Raw genomic sequence first — 19,928 nt, forward strand, 5'->3', positions numbered from 1 at the left:
CGCAGGTGTTTAGAACACGCCGAAGTATTCCCGCTGCTCCCACTCCGTGACTTCTTCGCCGGAGACACCTTCCACCGCACACCAATCCTCGAACCGGGAGAGTTCGCTCTCCTTCAGTTTTGCCAGGCAGGAGGCGAGCGGTCGGCCCAGCAGGGACTCCGCGTGGCTGCTGTCGCGGAAGGCCTGGAGTGACTCGCGCAGCGACCCGGGGAGCTGAGCGTGCTGGAGGGCCGCGACATGAGCGGCGTCCTCGCCCGGTGCCCCCGGGACAAGAGCGTCACCCGCGAGCCCGTGCAGTCCCGCCGACAACTGCGCAGCCATGGTGAAGTACGGATTGGCGCAGGGCTCGCCGACACGGTTCTCCATGTGCAGCGACGCGCCCTCGCCGAGCACCCGTACCATCACACTGCGATCCTCCGGACTCCAGTTCGCCGACCTCGGCGACAGCGTGAACCGCGGGGACATGCGCCGGTAGCCGTTGACGGTGGGGACCGAGAGCATGCACAGGCTGCGGGCGCGGTCCAGCAGCCCTTCGAGATACCCCTTCCCCTCGGGCGACAGGCTCTGCGGGGCGTCAGCGCCGGCGAAGATGTTCTCGCCGGTCCGGGTGTTCATCACCGACTGGTGCAGGTGCCAACCGCTGGGGTCGAATCCGTCGATCCCCGGGAGCGTCATGAACGAGGCGTGGTAGCTGCGGCGCGCGCAGTACTGCTTGACGACGGTCCGGAACAACAGCATGGCGTCGGCCGCGTCCATGGCGAGCATGGGGGCGAAGGTCGTCTCCATCTGCCCCGGGCCCGACTCGTGCTCCATCGAGCGCAGCGGCATTCCCAGCGATTGGAGCAGCATGGCCAGCGGGTCCACGATGCCTGCGGCCGAGTCGTAGAAGGAGTCGAGGTTGAACTGGTAGCCGGAGTTGATGGCCTCCACCACTGGAGCGTCGCCCTGGAGGCCGAAGCCGTTCCCCTGGTTCCCGGCAGGCCCGCCGAGGCGGCGGGTGAGGTACCACTCGACCTCCAGACCGACGACCGGGGCCAGCTCCTGGGCCGCATACCGCTGGACGATCCGGCGCAGCGTGCGTCGTGCGGAGAGCGGGTGTGGGGTGCCGTCGCGCAGGTACTCGTCTCCGATCACCCAAGCGGTCACCGGCTCGATGTGCGGCAGCACTTGAAAGGTCAGCGGATCGGGAATCAGTACGAAGTCACCCGCGCCTGCGATCTCTGGGACACCTACCTGCGGGTCGTCGCTGAGGAAGTCCACTGCCACCGCATGCCCGGTGTCGAAGAGGAACGGTCCCGGACTGAAGTCCATGCCGTTGCGCAGCACGCTGCGGAACACCTGCGCGGGAACCGTCTTCGACCGGGCCAGCCCGTGGATGTCACAGAAGACGACCCGGACGAACTCGATCCCGTCCAGCCCGGCGTCGATCTGCTCGGCCGCCGCCTTCTTCTGGTCGTCCCAGGAGCCGAATTCTTCGACGAATCCCGGGCGCCCCACGCTGCTGTGTGCAAAGCAGTTCGACCACCGCCGAGTCGACATGGCCACTACTCCTCCGGCTGTTCGATCGGGTACTGGTACACGGGCTCCAGGGGCCGGTGCCCGGCGATGGTCTCACGGTTCAACCACGGAGCACTCGCAGTCGAACATGGGACTGACGAAGCGTCAGTCGCACTCAGGTCCTGCGATGAGCGCCTGGACACAGCGCTCGCCGCGAGGAACAGTCGACGCGGATCCCGCACCGCGGAATCCACGAGTGCGTACGGCAATTGAGCGCGCGAACGATCGCAGGCGGGGGTTGAGGCGCACATGAAGGTCGATGGCATCCATGTCAGCGGAATAGGGACGGCCAGGACGGACATCGTGTCCACCGCGGAGGCGGTCGACAGGGGATGGTGGGACGCTCGGGAATGCGAGGAGAGCGGCCTGGTGTCGATCTCGGTGGCCGGCGCAACTACCGCCCCGGATCTCGCCGTCGAGGCGGCGAGGTCGGCGCTGCTGCACTCTGGACACGTGGCAGAGGAGATCAGCGCCGTCTTCCATACCGATGTGCACCCTCAGGGCCCCGACGGCTGGTCGGCGCCCCATTACATCAACCGGCACACGGTCAACCAGCCCGTCACCTCTCTCGAGGTGCGCAACGGTTGTGTCGGATTCTTCTCGGCACTGCACCTTGCCGTGTGTTTCCTGGACGCTGTTCCGGACCGGTCCGCAGTGCTGATCACCGCGGGGGACAACTTCGGAACGCCTGCCGTCGACCGCTGGCGGGCTTCGAAGCAGTACGTGCTCGCCGACGGCGGAGGCGCCGTGGTGGTGTCCAAACGCCAGGGCTTTGCACGCATCCTGGCGGTGGGCGCGGTGTCCGATCCCGAACTGGAGTTGAAGCACCGCTCGGGAGAGCAGATGTTTCCGCCCGGCCTCACCGTCGGCGCATCCCTGGACTTCCGGTCGCGTATGGCCCACTTCCAGCGGCAGACCGCGCTCGGCGCGGTGCCGCCGCTGGGGGACTTCGGTTCCCTCCTCATCGACGCTGCTGAGCAGACCCTCAAGGACGCCGGTATCACCGTGGACGAAGTCGCGCGCGTGGTCCACGACGGCTTCACCCTGGACGGGATCCGCGACATGCTGCTGGACCCGCTGGGAATCGACCTGGACCGCGGCATCTGGGAGTTCACGCGCCGGGTCGGCCACGCCGGTCCGCTGGACATGATCCGCGGAGTGGAGCACGTGTGGCGCGAGGGTGGTGTCGCGGTGGGGGACAAGGTCCTGCTGGTCGGCTGCGCGCCCGGCATGGAGGCGGCCTGCGTGGTGCTGGAGATCACCGCGACGCCATGAAGGACGCCCTGCAGGTGATGACGGGGGTCAGCCGGTCTGCGCCCCGGCGGGACGCACTTTGGCGTGGTCGAGCAGAGCCTGCTTCACACCGGCCCACTCCTGGCGCAGCACGCTGTAGAAGATCGCGTCACGACGGCGGCCACCGGGCATGTAGTTGTAGCTGCGCAGCACGCCTTCCTCGACGGCACCGATGTTCGACAATGCACGCCGGGCCTGGACGTTGAGCACATCAGTCTTGAACTCGACCCGCTCGGCCTGCAGTTCTTCGAATGCGTGCCGCAGCAGGACGAACTTGGCCCAGCGGTTCAACCCCCGGCCCTGGAACGCGGTGCCGAGCCAGGAACCGCCGATCTCCAGACGCCGCTCGTTTTCTGCGTAATTGCTGAAGCACATGCTGCCGGCCGCGGCGCCACTGGTTTTGTCGGTAACGCAGAAGACCGTTCGGCGGCCTGCCTGCTGCTCGCGCATCATCCCGTCGAACCAGGCGTGGAAGTCGCTATCCGTCTCGATGTTCGTCACGAAGTAACGCCAGATTCGTGGCTCCAGCGCGATTGCATGCAATTGGGCACGGTCCTGCTCTCGCAACGGCCGCAGCAGAACGTGCTCGCATTCCAGTGGCACCGAGGCACGTTCGACCCAGGTCATGGCAGGCTCCTTCAATGCAGTGAATGCTCGGCCAGAGACTACCGGCCGCTTCGCGTCCGATGCAGGGCCCCGCCCGGAACCGGCGCTCACGCCCGAACGCCCACCCACGTCGGTTCAACAGCGGAGAAACCGCAGTCGAACAGTGGCACGGCAGCGCCGGCCGCACGTGGAACCGAGGTGCACAACACTGCGTGACAGGGCATCAGCCGCCGGGGGACATTGGATTCGTCGCTTTGTGCCCGGCGGCACTGCTCGTCCCGTATCGGATTTTTGTGCGGGCTCGGGCCCTGTCGCACTCTTGACGGGATCTGCTCGGTGGCGTCGACGTACATGGAGGATCGATAAAGAATGGTCGGCTATACGATCGCGCTGTCCGAAGTGGACAGAAATTCCGGTCTCCTGGTAGGGGGGAAAGGCGCCAATCTGGGCGAGCTGCACCGGGCCGGTGTCCCGGTACCGGACGGTTTCTGCCTCACCACCGGGGCATTCCGCAGATTCATCGACGCGTCACCCGAAATGGAGAGGTTGTACCTCCGGCTGGAAAAAATCGATGTGGACGACCGGACCGCCGTGAGCGAACTGAGCCGCGAGGTATGCACGCATCTCGGCGAGCTGCCGGTCCCCGACGACGTGCGCTCGGAACTGCTCCACGCATGGCGGCGTTCGGGAACCGACCACGCGTACGCCGTACGGTCCTCGGCCACGGCGGAAGATCTCGCGGGCGCGTCCTTCGCCGGGCAGCACGACACCTTCCTGAACGTAGGCGACGAGACCCACATGCTGGACGCAGTCCGACGGTGCTGGATCTCGCTCTTCGCCGAGCGGGCGATCGTGTACCGCGTGCGGCACGGATTCGATCACCGGCATGTAGACCTGGCGGTCGTCGTGCAGCGCCTGGTCGAACCGGATGTCTCCGGGGTGATGTTCAGCGCCGACCCGATCAGCGGACACCGCGGCGTGGTCGTGGTCAACGCCAGCTACGGACTCGGCGAGGCCATCGTGTCGGGGTTGGTCAACCCCGACCTGTACCGAATCAGCACGGACGGGACTCTCGACCGCACGATCGCGGACAAGGCACTGGCCATCGTGTCGGAGCCGTCCGGCGGCGTCGTGCGGCAGCCGGTTCCCGAGGAACGTCGGCGTGCACAGGCTTTGCCGGACCCGCAGATCATGGAACTGGCAGACCTCGGACGCCGGTTGGAGCGGCACTTCGGCAGCCCGCAGGACATCGAGTGGGCCTGGGACGGCAGTCGCTTCCACGTGTTGCAGTCCCGACCGGTCACCACGCTGTACCCATTGACGGAGCCGCCCGACGACGGGCGCCTGCACGTCTACTTCTCGCTGGGCCACCAGCAGATGATGACGGACGCGATGAAGCCGCTCGCGCTCTCCGTGATCCGCACCTACTTCCCCTTCGGTACCCGCGGCCCCGACGGCCGCACCCGGGCCATGGCCAGTGCGGGCAACCGGCTCTTCATCGACTACACCGACCTGCTGCACACCAGGCTGGGCCGGATGCTGTACGCCCATCCGGCCGGAACCATGGACAGGCGGATGGCCGGCGCCTTCCTGGAGGTGGCACGGCGTCCGGAGTTCAGCACTGGCCACGGCTTCCGGCTCGGCAGCTTCGTGCGGACCAACGTCAACGTTCTGCGCACCCTCGGCAACGTCGCGGCCGACCTGGGCTGGCGAGACTGGAAGACGGCCGAGGCCAAGCGGCAGGCGTTCATCACACGCGAAACCCAGGCCACCCGCGACGCGTTCGACACCGAGGACGGCGCAAACCGGATCGCCCGTATCCAGCAGGACATGAAGAAGTCGATACGGGTGTACTACGAGCTGACCACGACACAGTTCTCCGCCGCTCTGGCTAGAACGCTTATCGAACGCCAGAGCCGCGTGTGGCTCAACGACACGTCGGAACTGGCCTCGCTGGACAAGTCCATGCCGGGCAACGTCACGACACGCATGAGCGTGGAGATCGGCGACCTCGCCGACCTCGTCCGCGAGCAACCCGAACTGCAGCAACTGCTGCAGGCCCCGCCCGAACCCTTCGTCATGCAGTCGCTGGACGCGGTGCCGGGCGGACCCGCGTTCCGGACCGCCTTCGAGGGATTCCTGCAGCGCTACGGGATGCGGTGCCCGGGTGAACTCGACATCACCCGGGAGCGATGGCACAGCCGCCCGGCGCAGCTGTTCGCCGGAATCCTCGCCAATGCCAACACCGGCCGGGCAGGAGAGCACCGGGAGCGTTTCCTGGCAGGCGAGCGCGAAGCGAAGGCGGCCGCAGGGCGCATCCTCACCGCCATCCGATCGACCCCGGCAGGCCGGCCGAAGGCGGCCGTCATGTCCCGGCTGATCCACGTCTACCGCGCCATGATGGGCATGCGAGAGCACCAGAAGTTCCTCACGGTGCACCTCTACGACACCTATCGCCGTGTCCTTCGCGAGGAGGCTGCCGCGCTGGTGAGCGCGGGAACACTGTCGGCGGTGGAGGACGTCGACTACCTGGAACTGCACGAACTGCGGCGGCTCGTGGACGGCGAGCGACTGCCGGGCCTCGATACGTTGATCGCCGAGCGCAAGGGTGAGTACACAGCGGCGCAAGGTCTGACGGTGCCCCGGCTGATGACCAGCGACGGCGAAATCCTGGTGGGGCTGGGGCCCAAGCCGACCGGCGACGGTGTTCTGATCGGCCTGCCGGTCTCCGCCGGAGTGGTGGAGGCTCAGGCCCGCGTAGTGCTGCGACCGGAGGATGCCCAGCTGTCGGAGGGCGCCATCTTGGTCGCGCCCTTCACAGACCCCGCGTGGACCCCGCTGTTCTCCGCGGTCAGTGGCCTGGTAGTGGAGATCGGCGGTCTCATGACGCACGGCGCCGTGGTCGCCCGAGAACTGGGACTTCCCGCGGTCGTCGGCGTCGACAACGCCACCAAGCTGATACCGGACGGCGCTCGCGTGCGCGTGGACGGCTCCCGCGGAACCGTCGAAGTTCTGCCCGACTGAGCGATGGCTGCACCGAAGAGCACGCCGTGCTCTTCGGTGCAGCCACGTACGTCAGGCGACCGATCGCGCGGCGGCGTGGCCGATGAGTGGCAGCTCCCCGGTCGAGCACTCAAGTCGGCCGTCCAGCGCCCGTCCCCCCAGCCAGGCCGCGAGATCGGTCAGTGCACCCCGGACCCGGACGGGCTCACCCCGACCAAGGCTCCAGCGCCGGTCGTCCGGCGTCGACAGTTCCAGGCACATACCCTTCGGCACTCGCCGCGCGAGGTAGTCGAGCAGGTGGCTGCAGAACTCCGCGGACCAGTCGGCCGGTCGCGGGCCCAAGTCGTAGTCGACCATGTGGACCTCGCTCTCCCGCCAGCTGGCGAACAGCACGTCCAGGAGCATCCCGCGGCCGCGGTACCGGGCGGGGCGCGCCCAATCTGCCGGGCCCAGACGTGACCAGGCATCGTCGAGAACCGCGGTGGCCGCACCGACGGCCTGCACGAGATCCTCCGCCGGCAGCGCGGCGTTCGCCTCCACCTCGGCGTCACGGCCCGCCCGGTCGGCTTCGCGCGGGTCGGTTCCACCGCGATAGAACGGCGTCGTCCGTCCGGCCCGCCCGTAATCGATCTGCCGCAGCGCCGCGTGCAGGAAGGTCGGCCGCGCGGCGAGCAGATGCGCGCGCGACCATCCCGGAAGCGGCGAAGGGACCCGTATCTGCTCCTCGGCGAGCGCCCCGATGAGCCGGCGTTCACGGGCATGGGCGTCCCTGACCCGTTCGACGATTTCCTCAGGACTCTCCGGATCGGACATGGAAATCTCCTCCCATTCCTCAAGGTATTGACCGCGGATCCATAGTGTCTTGTTCCTTGTTGGGATCGCACCACCGAGTCGCTAGCATCGAGAACATGGGAGTTGAATTGCAGTTACTTTCCGAGGATTGGTCGGTCGGACTTGCGGTGGTCGCGCATCCGGACGATCTCGAATACGGCGGGGCCGCCGCCATCGCGAGGTGGACCTCGCAGGGAAAAAAGATCGCCTACTGCCTCGCCACGAGCGGCGAGGCAGGTATCGACGGCATGGACCCTGAAGACGCCGGGCCTCTGCGTGAGAAGGAGGAACGTGCATCGGCCTCGGTGGTCGGGGTGCAGGCGGTGGAGTTCCTCGGACACCCGGACGGCACGCTGGAATACGGGCTCGCACTCCGTCGCGACATCGCCCGGGCGATCCGGCGCCACCGGCCTGAGGTCGTGGTCCTGATCAACTGCCGGCCGAAGTTCATCAACGGCACCCTCAACCAGGCCGACCACATAGCGGTCGGTCTCGCCACCATCGACGCCGCTCGCGACGCCGGTAACCGGTGGGTCTTCCGTGAACTGCTGAAGGAAGGGCACGAGCCCTGGAGCGGCGCCCGCACGATCGTCGTCCTCGCCTCGCCCGACTCCACCCACGGCATCGATGTCACCGAACACTTCGCCACTGGCCTGGCCTCACTGAAGGAACACTCCGCCTACCTCGACGGGCTCGGCGAGAGCCAGGGCACGTTCGAGGAGCTCTCCCTGGTACTGCGCTCCAGGACCCGCGCGGCGGGGCGGCAGCTCGGCTGCGAGCTCGCGATCCCCGTCGAAGTGCTCGACCTCTGACCGGGCGGGCACCGGCACCACGTCCGGTCTGGCACGGATGACAATGGCGCATCCGTGGCTGCACACTTTTCCGGAGACCTCCCATCATGGAATTCTGGAGGTTCCGCCTTCTCCCGTTGCCCGCCGGTATTCGGTGCCGCCTTTCGTTGCGGTTCACTCGACGTCTCCATGAGGAGCAGCTATGTGCGGAATCGCAGGAATGGTGTCATTCAATTGTGACCTTTCCGGCCGTCACGATCTCGTGGATCGGATGTCGGAGCCGTTGACCACACGAGGACCGGACCAGGAAGGACGCTGGATCGGTCGGCATGCGGTGATCGCATTCCGCCGGAATGCCGTCATCGACCTGTCCGGCGGACAGCAGCCGATGATTGCGGCAAACGAATCGGGTACCGCCACAGCTGTCCTGGCCTACACCGGTGAAATCTTCAACACCGAGGAGCTGAGGTCCGAACTGTCCACGCGCGGTCACCGGTTTCGCGACCGCAGCGACACCGAGGTCGTGCTCCACGCCTACCTGGAGTGGGGAACGGAATGCGCGGGGCGGCTGCGCGGCATGTTTGCCTTCGCCGTCTGGGACGAGCGCGCCGACTGTCTGGTGATGATCCGGGACAGGTTCGGCATCTACCCGCTCTTCTACACCCAGGTAGCTGACGGACTGCTGTTCGGCTCCGAACCGAAGGCGCTGTTCGCCAGCGGGCTGCGCCGGCCCGAGGTCGACCAGGACGGTCTGCGAGAACTGCTCGGCTTCACACCCACCCCAGGCCTCTCCGTCTTCCGTGACGTCTATGAGGTTGTTCCCGGCGAGGTGGTGACCTACGACGCGCAGGGCCTGCACCGCGCCAAGTACTGGCAGTTGCAGGCACGGGAGCACACCGACGACTACGTGACGACGGTGAAGACCGTACGGGAGCTGCTGGAGGACGCGGTCCGCACCCAACTCGTCTCCGACGTGCCGCTGGGGGTGATGCTCTCCGGCGGTCTGGACTCCAGTGCCATCTGCGCCCTGGCTGCGGCTCTGGGCGGCTCCCAGCTCTCGGCGCACGTGGGCGGGTCACCCGACGACGAACTGCGGACGTACTCGATGGAGTTCGGGTACCACTTCGACAACTTCCGCTCGAACGAGCAGTTCCCCGACACCGACAGCCCGTACGCGCACCTCATGAGCCGGCATCTGCGTACGACACACCGCGAACTCGTACTCAGCGCGGCCGATTCCGCCGACCGCGGACGTCAACTCGCGGTGATCGCGGCGATGGACCGTCCGACGGCCAGACTGGACATGTACGTTGCCGCGCACCGCCTGTCGTCGGCGGTACGGGAGACATCGAAAGTCGCGCTGAGCGGTGATGGCGCCGATGAGTTGTTCGGCGGCTACCGCTGGTTCAAGGAGCCCCGTGCCGAGTCCGGCGCGTTTCCGTGGTTCGGCGCGGGCCACCGCTTCGAGGAGTTCTCCGATCTTCTCGACCGTCGGCTGGTGAAGGAACTGGACCTGCCCGGCTACATCGGTGACCGTTACAAGGACGCGATCGCCGAGGTGCCGCGATTGGACTCGGACTCCAGGCTCGAGCGGCGTATGCGGGAGCTGACGTACCTGCACATGACCCGGTATGTGCGGGTGACGCTCGACCGCAAGGACCGTATGGGGGCTGCCGCGGCTCTCGAGGGCCGCGTGCCGTTCTGTGACCGCGCCCTGGTGGAGTACGTCTTCAACGTGCCGTGGTCCATGAAGGAGGCGGACGGCCGGGAGAAGTCCCTGCTGCGGGATGCGGTCCGGGACCTGATGCCCGCCGAGGTCCTGGACCGCCCCAAGTCACCGTTCCCCAAGCTGCAGGACCCCGCCTACGACGAAGCCTTGCGGGCCCAACTAGGCGAACTCACGCGGGACTCAGCCAGTCCGGTCGCAAACCTGCTGGACAAGTCCCGGGTCGAGGCCGTGCTGTCCGGGGCTCCGGGCGCTGCACAACGGGGCATCAGCCGGGCGAGCGTCGAAATGACGATCGGGCTCGACCTGTGGGTCCGTGAGCAGGGAGTCACCGTCGCTGCCTGAGTGCCGCGCATGCGGGCGCGGACAGGGGCGACCGCAGACCCGAGAAGAACGCTGGTTGTGGCCGACAGGAAGCCGGTGCACGGAAATGATCGACACTCCGACTATCGATCCGCGTACCCTCCGCGGTGTCCTCGGGCGATTCGCCACCGGCGTGGTGGTGGTGACTACCCGCACCGACGACGGACTCGCGATCGGAATGACCGTGAACTCGTTCTGCTCGGTGTCCCTGGAACCGCCCTTGGTGCTCTTCTGCGTCAGCCGGGCCTCTCAGCTCCACCCCCTGTTCACGGGCGCCTCGCACTTCGCGGTCAACGTGCTCAGCGAGGCGCAGCGGAAAGTCTCGCTGTCTTTCGCCCGACCCGGCCGGGACAGGTTCAAGGACCTGACGCCTGACACCGGGCGCCTCGGTGCTCCGGTGCTGCCTGACGCGCTGGCCGTCGTCGAATGCACCAGGGCGTCGATCGTGGAGGCAGGCGACCACGACATCGTGATCGGCCGTGTTGTGGCCATGTCCGCCGACGAGCAGGGACTGCCCGATCCCCTGGTGTTCTACGGCGGCGCCTACCGCCGACTGGACCCGCAGCACGCCGACTGGTGGACCGCGTTCGCCTGACTGAGGACTGTCGTCCGGCGGTCGGGCGGACGGCACGCAGGACGTCACGCCGAACAGATCGCTACACCCACGTTCCAGGGAGGAAAGTCCATGCAAGCTCGCGACGGCGCCTATGACGTGATCGTCCTCGGCTCCGGGATAGCCGGTTCCATCCTGGGTGCCATCCTCGCCCGCAACGGGGCGAAGGTGATGCTCGTCGATTCCGGAGTGCACCCGAGGTTCGCCGTCGGGGAGTCCACCATCCCGCACACCCTCAACACGTTCCGCATCCTCGCCGAGCGCTACGGAGTGCCCGAACTGGAGCTGTTCTGCTCGTTCGAGGACGCGATGCAGCAGATCGCTCCGACCATGGGCCGCAAGCTCCACTTCGGCTTCATGATGCATGAGGAAGGCAAGGAGCCGGACCCGGAGCACACCACACAGCTCGGCACGACCATCCCCAACCTGCACACCAGTCATCTGTTCCGGCAAGACACCGACGCCTACCTCTTTCACACCGCCGTGAAGTACGGCTGCGTCGCCCAGCAGGGCTACCGTGTCGACAACGTCGAGCTGAACGACTCCGAAGTCACCGTCGTCGGGCAGGACGGAAGCCGGCACAGCGCCCGGTATCTCGTCGACGCCAGCGGCTTCCGGTCACCGGTGGCCCAGCAGTTGGGCCTGCGGGCCGGACCCGACGCGCTCAAGCATCATGCGCGCTCGCTGTTCACCCACATGATCGACGTCCGTCCGACCGACGAGTGCCTGAACATGCCGGAATCGGCTCGGCCGCCTCTTCCCTGGGTGAAGGGCACGGTGCACCATGTTTTCGAGCGGGGATGGTTCTGGATCATCCCGTTCAACAACGACCCCGCCTCGATCAACCCTCTGGTGAGCGTCGGCCTGACCTTCGACGAACGCCGCTACCCCAAGCGGGACGATCTCACCCCGGAGCAGGAGTTCGCCCACCACGTCAGCCGGTTCCCGGTCTTGGAGCGGATCTTCGAGAACGCCAAGACGGTCCGTCCCTGGGTGTCCACCGGCCGGTTCCAGTACACCTCGACCAAGACCGTCGGCAACCGCTGGTGCATGATGTCGCATGCTGCGGGCTTCATCGACCCGTTGTACTCCCGCGGCCTGTCCAACACCGGTCAGGTCATCGACGCAGTCGCCTGGCGCCTCCTTGAGGCCCTCAAGGACGATGACTTTTCCGAGGAGCGCTTCTCCTACGTCGAGCGACTCCAGCAGGCCCAGATCACCTACAACGACGACCTCGTCAACTGCTCCTTCATCTCCTGGTCGGACTGGGACCTGTGGAACGCCGTGTACCGCGTGTGGGCCTCCTCGCAGATGCCTGCGAGCATGCGCCTGGCCCGCGCCGTGGAACGCTTCCGTGCCACCCGCGACGAGGGCGTTTTCAAGGAGTTGGAGGACGAGGCGTTCACCGGCTCGCTGTTCCCGAACAAGGCCTACGACGAACTGTTCCTCGAGATGGTCCGGCTCTGCGACGCTGTCGACCACGGCGAACTCGCGTCCGGTGACGCCGGCGCACAGCTGATGCGGCTGGTCCGCTCCTCGCCGGCGGTGCTCCCGATGCAAGGCCTGGACGATCCCCAGTCCCGTTTCGTCGCCAAGACCCAGGACTCGTTCCTGACCCTGGCCCGCTGGCTCGCCGAGGAGGGCCCCGAGGACATGCGCTACCTCGTGGACACCCCGCGGATCAAAGCGGCGCTCAACAGCCGGCGGTAGGAAACGGCAGTCCGCGGCGGCCTCCGCGGGCGATCCCGTCCGCACGGGACGCTGCGGAGGCCGCCGCTCGGGCGCGTCCCGCTTCCGTAGGAGATCGTGATGATGTCCCTCGCGTTGACGTCCCCCGCCTCGCGCGCCGACCTCCAAGTGGCCACAATGCTGGCCGGAATCGCCTGCGTGCTCCTCGTCGGCATGCTGCTGGGAAGAGTCGCACGGCGGCTGGGCCAGCCCGTGGTGATCGGCGAGGTACTTGCTGGTATCGCGCTCGGTCCCAGCGTGCTCGGACTTCTGCCCGGCGATCTGACCGGCAAGCTCTTCCCGGCCGACGTACGGCCGCTGCTGTCCGCGGTCTCCCAGATCGGCCTGACCCTGTTCATGTTCATAGTGGGCTGGGAGTTCGAGAGAAGCCTATTGCGCCCGCACCGCGGGATGACGGTCGCAGTCTCCCTCTCGTCCGTGGCCCTGGCCTTCGGTCTCGGTGTGGCGGTGGCCGTCTTTCTCTATCCGCACCACAGCACGGTGGCGGGCCACCACGTCTCCTTCCTCACCTTCTCCACGTTCATGGGCGCGGCCATGTCGGTGACCGCTTTCCCGGTGCTTGCCCGGATCCTCACCGACAACCGGCTCACCCACACCCGGGTCGGTGCTCTCGCCCTGGCCAGCGCGGCCGTGGACGACATCCTCGCCTGGTGCATGCTGGCCTACGTCTCCGCGCTCGTCACCTCCGGCGGAGGCAGCGACGTGGCGCAGGTCCTTGGGCTGAGCGCGGGCTACGTGCTCCTGATGTTCCTGGTGGTACGGCCGGCGATCGCCAAGGTGGTCGGCCACTTCGCAGCCCGGCAGTGGTGGAAGCAACTGCTCGTGCTGCTCGTGGCCGGAACCTTCCTGTCGGCGTACGCGACGACCTGGATCGGCATCCACAGCATTTTCGGAGCCTTCCTGTTCGGCTTGATCATGCCGCGCGAGTCTGCGGTCGCTCTCACCGAGCCCCTGCACCGTCCGCTGGACAACATCAGCACGGTGCTGCTGCCGGTGTTCTTCATCGTCACCGGCCTCGGCGTCAACCTGAACGGCCTCGGCGCCCGGGAATACCTGGAGCTGCCCGTCATCGTGGCCGTCGCCTGCGCGGGCAAGCTGCTCGGAGCCATGACTCCGGCGCGTCTTCTCGGACTGTCCTGGCGGGAGTCACGAGCCCTCGGGCTGCTGATGAACACCCGCGGGCTGACCGAACTGATCATCCTTAACGCCGCGGTCCAGCTCGGAGTCCTCGACTCCCGGATGTTCACCATGATGGTGGTGATGGCGCTCGTCACCACTGCGCTGGCGAGCCCACTGCTGCCCAGCAGCCGTCAGCTCATGGCCGCCGACGGTTCCGATCCGCATCCGCCGCCGAACACGCCGGACGCGGAGAGGCGGCCGCACAGTGTCCCTACCGCTGCCGCGACCCAGGAGGGACCTGTCGCCACCTCACCACCGAAGCGGTGAACACCGGCCGGGTCACTTCGGCAACCCAGCTTGCCTTTGGGGCCCGGGTCAGGCATCGGCGTGGTGGGCCAGCGCCGAGTGGGGGCCGCTGTGATCGCCAGAGGGGTCTGTGTGCACGGTGGCGGCGGTCAACCGGGGCACAGCATGGATCAGGGCGTGCTCGGCCTCGACCGCCAGCCTGTGGGCGGCGGCCACTGTGAGATCCGGTGCCACGACGATGTCGACCTCCGCGCGCAGGGCGTGTCCGATCCAGCGCATCCGTACCTGGCCGACCTCACGGACACCGTCCACCACCCGCAAGGCGTTCTCGGCGCGGTTGACATACTGAGGGTCGACGGCGTCCATCAGACGCCGATAGACCTCCCGGGCCGCGTCCTTGAGCACCATCAGGATGGCCAAAGTGATCAGCAGGCCCACGATCGGGTCGGCGGCCCGCCAGCCGATCGCCGCGCCACCGGCGCCCAGGAGCACCGCTAGCGACGTGAAACCGTCGGCGCGGGCGTGCAGACCATCGGCGACCAGAGCGGCCGAGCCGATCCGGCGGCCGGTGCGGATGCGGTACCGGGCCACCCATTCGTTGCCGATGAACCCGACCACAGCGGCCGCCGCGACCGCCCACAAATGGCTGACGTCCCGCGGGCTCAGCAGTCTGTCGATCGCCTCGTAGGCGGCCAGGGCGGAGGAGACGGCGATGGTCAGCACGATGGCGATGCCCGCGAGATCCTCGGCGCGGCCGTAGCCGTAGGTGTAACGGCGGTTCGCCGCCCGCCGGCCCACGACGAACGCGATCCCCAGCGGCACGGCGGTCAGCGCATCGGTGCCGTTGTGGATGGTGTCACCCAGCAGCGCCACCGACCCGGACAGCGCCACCACGACTGCCTGGACGACGGTGGTCAGCCCGAGGATGCCCAGCGACAGCCACAGGGTGCGCATCCCTTCCCTGGAGGTTTCCATCGCCGAGTCGACCTTGTCCATCGCCTCGTGATTGTGCGGTGCAACCACGTGCCGGATCCGTGACCACCGCGAACCGCCGTGGTCACGGTGGGTGTGGGACGTCGCGTGATCGTGGTCATGGGGCTGACTCAAGGCGAGTGCCTTCCGAGAAGCGGACGGAGACAACGGAACCCAGGCGCTTGGCCGCCCACCCAACTGCACTTCTGACCGCGTCTTCGGAACTCACACGGCGCCGAGCCGACTGGTGCACGGTCGGGAACGAATCGCGCGTGTGGGCCTGGCTGCGGCGCCGGTCCGGACCGGCGCTGAGATTGTTCCGCTTTGACGGACACCGTTGGTGTGGTGGTCAGGCCGCGAGGACGGTCTCGTAGGCGGCGGGATTCGGTGACCTAGGCGGCTGTGCAGCCTGCGTAGTAACAGCTACCCGTGTGCCCTGGGCGAGCGGACCACGATCCCGATGCATCGCAGCACCTGAACCGGCGCCAACCGGACCCGGCCGGCCTGCGACGCGGTGACCGGTCAGGAGTCCAGCGCCGCCACGATGCCGTCCCACAACGTCAGACGCGCCTGCATGGCGGTGACGATGGTTGTGGCGCACTCGTCCCACTTCTTCACATCGTCACCGCACAGGTCGGCCAGCATCGCCATGGCCATCGGTGTGTGCTCCTCGCCGTCAACCTCGATGTGGCGTTCCAGATAGTCCCGGAACGTCGAGAGAAGGCCCTGCTGATCGTCGATCTTGACGATCTGGTCGAACATCTCCGGGATGAGGTCCTCCCTGCCGAACGCGAAGGCCGCCGCCTGACAGTGCAGTTCCGCCTTCTCGATGAAGCCCCAGGTGGTCTTCACGAAGTCCGCCGCCGCCTGTGGCACTACGGCGTCGGCGAGCGCCGACGGAACAGACACACCCTGGCCTATCCGGGCAAGGAAGTTGTTAATCGGCTTGGTGTCGGCGCCGGCCTGCTCCATGCCGTTCACATAGAGCTCGAAGTGGCTGATGAATCCGTTGCCGAGCGCGTCGCTCTCCTCCACCAGGACGATGTCGTTGATCAGCCGCCTGCTCTCGGAGGAGCCGCGCGGCACCCAGGGCACGTCGACACAGGTGAGGTTGCGCTGCAGGTTCTTGAGCAGCGACATGAAGTCCCACACGGCGAACACGTGGTGCTCGGTGAACGTGTTGACGTCCTGAAGCGTTTTCAGCCGCCCGTAGAGCGGATGCTTCACCACCTGCATGCGTGCAGTGTCGACCACCCTGCGCAAATTATCGACCGCCGGATTTTGCTTGCCCCACTCATAACGCGACATCTGCGGTCCCCTTTGGTCAGCGGTCGGTCTACTTCCGGTGAACTATGAACCTGGCCCTGCGGCACCGCAATAACCGTTCAATTGGACACCAGGTGACTGCTCATGTTCTTGACTACGCCTGAGTGGTGTCCGGGGATTACCTGCGAACAGCTCGCAGAGGACGGCTTTGGGGTTGAGGCCGTGTTTGCATGCAGTGGAGAGGTAGGAGCGGGCGAGGAGTCAACGGTTGGCTCCGTCGAGGATGTGCCAGCTGCCGGATACTGTGCATCTGGATTTTGGTCATGCAAATGTCGTCGCGTTGCCTTCGGCTCGGCTTAGAACTCCCCAAACAGGCACACGAGATCGTCGTACGACGCTTCGCAGATGTTACGAACAGCTCAAGGAACCGATCAGTTGCAGGTCACGCACTCCAATGAGTAGTCACGGCACTAGCGTCGCGTCCCTGCCGACTACATCCGATACGAGAGTCCGCCGGAGCGGACTGTCTGACTGCGGTTGCTCCGATGTTGAACAACGTCGATTGTGCCCAATATCAGCAAGCCCCGGGCAAGTTGCTGCAGCGCCAGCGAAGCAGGTGTATGAAAATCCGTCCCAGGAAGTGTCGTCCCAGCACTGATCCACCGACTGGCGGCAGGCCTATAAATGAAGAAGGGAAGAGGGGCGTCTGCTGACCTGCGATGACGGGAGTACGCCCGACGCTTCCACCGCGTACGACACCGAGGCACCTCTCAGATGCCAATCTACCCACAGACCGGCGGCGGTTTCGGGGGTGTTTGATGACTCGAATCTGATCGCGCGGGCCGGGCTAGTCCCGGTGCGCCATAGTAGTTAAGTTGGATGTCATGTTCGGTTGGCGGATGGTCAGCCGCGCACCGTCGACCTCATGAGACAGCCACGTCCTCTGTCTGGCAGGGCCCTTCAGGACTCTCCGTCGCCTGGGCGCCATTTGGCTCCCGGGCCTGAGCAGAGTCCCACCGCGACTGCGTGAGGATCCTCGTGAACGTCATTGCACAACTGGCCGTCGCCAGAAGGGGCCTGGTCCTCACTCTCACCGTGTTAGTCGCCGCACTGGCGGCGTTTTACGGGGCGGGTGTGCAGCAGCACCTGGCCAACGGTGGCTTTCAGGATCCATCGTCAGAATCAATGCGGGTAGACGACACACTGGCCAGGGACTTCGGTACCGGGGCGCCCAACCTGGTCGTGGTCGTCTCTGGGCGTGGCGGTAAGGCTCTGGAGGATCGCGAGGTCGCCGACGCTGCGAATGGGCTGGTCGAGCGCGTCCGCACCTTCGCCGGTGTGGTTTCGGCGGATTCCTACTGGACCGAGGGCCGGCCCGCGTCGCTCCGCTCCAAGGACGGGGCCAGCGGTCTGCTTTTGGTCCGGCTCAGCGGGGATGAGGGCGCCTACCAGGCCACGGCGAAGAGGATCGTCCCTCAACTCGGTGACGACCGGCTGAACCTGCGGGTGACGGGGATCGCGCAGACCTATGTCGAGGTAGAGCGCGTCTCGGCCGAGGACCTCCTGCGCGCCGAGTTGATCGTTGCCCCGATCACTCTGGTCCTGCTGGTGCTCATCTTCGGCAGCCTCGTTGCCGCTGTCGTGCCTCTGGCGGTCGGAGCGATCTCTGTGGTCTCCACCACCGCTGTGCTTCAACTGCTCACGGAGGTCACTCCGGTGTCGGTCTTCGCACTCAACGTGACCACGGCGCTGGGACTAGGCCTCGCCATCGACTACAGCTTGTTCGTCATCAGCAGGTTCCGGGATGAACTGGCCGCCGGTGCGGACGTCAGCTCGGCTGTTCGGACCACAGTTCGCACAGCGGGCATGACAGTCATGTTCTCGGGCGTCACCGTGGCCCTCTCGCTGTCGGCGCTGCTGGTCTTCCCGATGTACTTCTTCCGCTCGATCGCCTACGGAGGCATCGCGGTAGTGCTGGTGGCGGCCCTCACCTCCGTGGTCGCCCTGCCGGCGTTGCTCGCACTGCTCGGTCATCGGGTGAACCGGCTCGACGTCTTCGTGCGGTTTCGGCGTCCCACGGCGAGCGGGTTCTGGCAGCGTCTGGCGCTGGGTGTGATGCGGCGTCCGATCCCGATCGTGACCGTGATCGTCGGACTCCTGCTGCTGTTGGGAAGCCCGTTCCTGTCAGCCTCGTTCAGCTTGGCCGACGACAGGGTTCTGCCCGCCGCTTCGCCGGCCCGCCAGGCGGCCCAGTACCTCAGGGACAACTTCGACGCTGGGGAGACCAACCCGATTCCCGTTATTGTCCCGGGGGTGGGCGACGCTGACGCTCGGCAGGTGCTCCCGCCGTACGCCGCCAAGCTCTCGACGCTGCCGGGCGTTCGCCGGGTGGACACCGTCACCGGTTCCTACGCCGGCGGACGGTTGGTCGCTCCGCCCACCCCCGCCTCGGACCGGTTCACCGCCAAGGCGGGGAGCTGGCTGTCGGTCGTGTCCCCGTTCGAGCCGTACTCACCCAAAGGCCGCGCACTCGTGGCGGCCGTCCGGGCGGCGGACGGGGCACCTGCCCCGGTTCAGGTCGGCGGCCAGGCAGCGCAATTGGTCGACACCACGCATGCCACCGGCGAAAGGCTGCCAATAGCGCTGCTCATCACCGCGGTGATGACGTTCATCCTGCTCTTTATCTTCACCGGCAGCGTGCTTATTCCGATGAAGGCGATAGTGTTGAATATGCTGAGCCTGACGGCCACATTCGGGTCGATGGTCTATGTTTTTCAGGACGGCCATCTGAAGTGGCTGGTCGGCGAATTCGTAACAACCGGCATGATCGACGCGACAATGCCCGTTCTGATGTTCTGTATTGCTTTCGGACTGTCCATGGACTATGAGGTTTTCCTGCTTTCCAGGATCCGCGAAGAATATCTGCGCAGTGGAGACAACGAACGCTCGGTCGCGCTCGGTCTGGAAAAGACCGGAAGGGTGATGAGCGCGGGTGCGGTGCTGATCGGAACGGTATTCGTCACCTTCGCTTCCTCAGGACTCACTCTGCTCAAACTGCTCGGAGTCGGCCTCACCCTTGCGGTCGTCGTTGATGCGACGCTGGTCCGCGGTCTACTCGTACCCGCCTTTATGCGACTTGCTGGGCGGGCGAATTGGTGGGCGCCTCCGCTGCTGCGCCGACTGCACGACCGGTTCGGCCTCAGTGAGTATTCGGAACCTATGCCCGATGAATCAGACGCACCTGGACTGGGGGCGGAGAATGGTGACGTGGTAAGCCTCTGATTTTTTGACTTTGAATATTTCGAGAGTGCTGTCCCGGGGGAATGCGAAATGGTATGGGATCTGCTCAGAGAACTGCTGGCCAGGGGAATCGACGTGCGGCTCCCGAGCCTGCCGCCGGCCTCGGAGCTGTCGTCGCGTCACGGGCCGGGAAGGAGCCGTCGTACGCGGGGTTCGCCGCCGAGAGCGGCCGGGCCGGCAAGGAGGCCTGGATGACCATCCGGCAGAAAGCGGAGAGCCGGGGGCTCGCTCCGGCCGCCGTGCTGATGACGGCCTACGACTGTGGTCCAAGCGGCCGGCGTGCAGCAGCACGAGCTGCTGATGCGCGTCCACGCTCATAACCTGGCGGCCCTGGGCTCCTACCGAGCGGACAAGTCCGGGGCGCCCACGCTCCTTTTCGTGGCTGGCGCGGCCGACCGCGCCGATCCGATTCCGGCGTGGCGCGACGTCTGCC

The 19,928-nt window shown here is 66.5% G+C and carries 13 protein-coding genes; 8 read left to right on the forward strand and 5 right to left on the reverse strand.

Features of this window, described 5'->3' with window-relative positions:
- Positions 1-9: 9 nt before the first annotated feature.
- Positions 10-1,539, reverse strand: a complete 1,530-nt coding sequence (locus tag ACFYRX_RS42070; protein ID WP_389112086.1) for a glutamine synthetase family protein — start codon at positions 1,537-1,539, stop codon at positions 10-12.
- A 267-nt stretch (positions 1,540-1,806) separates the two neighbouring features.
- Between ACFYRX_RS42070 and ACFYRX_RS42075 the strand changes: the two genes are divergently transcribed.
- Positions 1,807-2,832 carry a ketoacyl-ACP synthase III family protein gene (locus ACFYRX_RS42075; RefSeq protein WP_389112088.1) on the forward strand — a complete coding sequence of 342 codons (1,026 nt, stop codon included), beginning with the start codon at positions 1,807-1,809 and terminating at the stop codon, positions 2,830-2,832.
- 27 nt (positions 2,833-2,859) lie between these two features.
- Here the strand turns inward: ACFYRX_RS42075 and ACFYRX_RS42080 are convergent, their stop codons facing one another.
- Positions 2,860-3,477 carry a GNAT family N-acetyltransferase gene (locus ACFYRX_RS42080; RefSeq protein ID WP_389112089.1) on the reverse strand — a complete coding sequence of 206 codons (618 nt, stop codon included), beginning with the start codon at positions 3,475-3,477 and terminating at the stop codon, positions 2,860-2,862.
- Between the two features lie 348 nt (positions 3,478-3,825).
- On the opposite strand from ACFYRX_RS42080, the gene ACFYRX_RS42085 reads away from it, so the two are divergent.
- A complete protein-coding gene (locus ACFYRX_RS42085) occupies positions 3,826-6,480 on the forward strand; it encodes a phosphoenolpyruvate synthase (RefSeq protein ID WP_389112091.1) in 2,655 nt (884 codons plus the stop codon).
- Between the two features lie 51 nt (positions 6,481-6,531).
- Here ACFYRX_RS42085 and ACFYRX_RS42090 read toward each other — a convergent pair whose 3' ends face one another.
- Positions 6,532-7,272: a maleylpyruvate isomerase family mycothiol-dependent enzyme gene (locus ACFYRX_RS42090; RefSeq protein ID WP_389112093.1), complete on the reverse strand. Its 741-nt coding sequence runs from the start codon at positions 7,270-7,272 to the stop codon at positions 6,532-6,534.
- Between the two features lie 95 nt (positions 7,273-7,367).
- Between ACFYRX_RS42090 and ACFYRX_RS42095 the strand changes: the two genes are divergently transcribed.
- From ACFYRX_RS42095 to ACFYRX_RS42115, 5 genes are all read left to right on the forward strand, one after another.
- Positions 7,368-8,102 (forward strand): PIG-L deacetylase family protein, encoded by a 735-nt coding sequence (locus tag ACFYRX_RS42095; RefSeq protein WP_389112094.1) that lies wholly within the window; start codon positions 7,368-7,370, stop codon positions 8,100-8,102.
- 181 nt (positions 8,103-8,283) lie between these two features.
- Entirely contained in the window at positions 8,284-10,152 is a 1,869-nt protein-coding gene (gene asnB / locus ACFYRX_RS42100; RefSeq protein WP_389112096.1) for an asparagine synthase (glutamine-hydrolyzing), read from the forward strand.
- A gap of 85 nt (positions 10,153-10,237) precedes the next feature.
- Positions 10,238-10,765 carry a flavin reductase family protein gene (locus tag ACFYRX_RS42105; RefSeq protein ID WP_389112098.1) on the forward strand — a complete coding sequence of 176 codons (528 nt, stop codon included), beginning with the start codon at positions 10,238-10,240 and terminating at the stop codon, positions 10,763-10,765.
- Between the two features lie 90 nt (positions 10,766-10,855).
- Positions 10,856-12,493 (forward strand): tryptophan 7-halogenase, encoded by a 1,638-nt coding sequence (locus ACFYRX_RS42110; RefSeq protein ID WP_389112100.1) that lies wholly within the window; start codon positions 10,856-10,858, stop codon positions 12,491-12,493.
- Positions 12,494-12,592: 99 nt separating this feature from the next.
- Positions 12,593-13,978 carry a cation:proton antiporter gene (locus tag ACFYRX_RS42115; RefSeq protein WP_389112101.1) on the forward strand — a complete coding sequence of 462 codons (1,386 nt, stop codon included), beginning with the start codon at positions 12,593-12,595 and terminating at the stop codon, positions 13,976-13,978.
- A 48-nt stretch (positions 13,979-14,026) separates the two neighbouring features.
- Here ACFYRX_RS42115 and ACFYRX_RS42120 read toward each other — a convergent pair whose 3' ends face one another.
- Positions 14,027-14,953 (reverse strand): cation diffusion facilitator family transporter, encoded by a 927-nt coding sequence (locus ACFYRX_RS42120; RefSeq protein ID WP_389112164.1) that lies wholly within the window; start codon positions 14,951-14,953, stop codon positions 14,027-14,029.
- A gap of 498 nt (positions 14,954-15,451) precedes the next feature.
- A complete protein-coding gene (locus ACFYRX_RS42125) occupies positions 15,452-16,237 on the reverse strand; it encodes a DUF3050 domain-containing protein (RefSeq protein ID WP_389112103.1) in 786 nt (261 codons plus the stop codon).
- A 996-nt stretch (positions 16,238-17,233) separates the two neighbouring features.
- Between ACFYRX_RS42125 and ACFYRX_RS42130 the strand changes: the two genes are divergently transcribed.
- Positions 17,234-19,477: an MMPL family transporter gene (locus ACFYRX_RS42130; RefSeq protein ID WP_389112105.1), complete on the forward strand. Its 2,244-nt coding sequence runs from the start codon at positions 17,234-17,236 to the stop codon at positions 19,475-19,477.
- Positions 19,478-19,928 lie beyond the last annotated feature (451 nt).

Origin of the sequence: Streptomyces sp. NPDC005374 (assembly GCF_042872225.1) — a bacterium.
GTDB lineage: Bacteria > Actinomycetota > Actinomycetes > Streptomycetales > Streptomycetaceae > Streptomyces.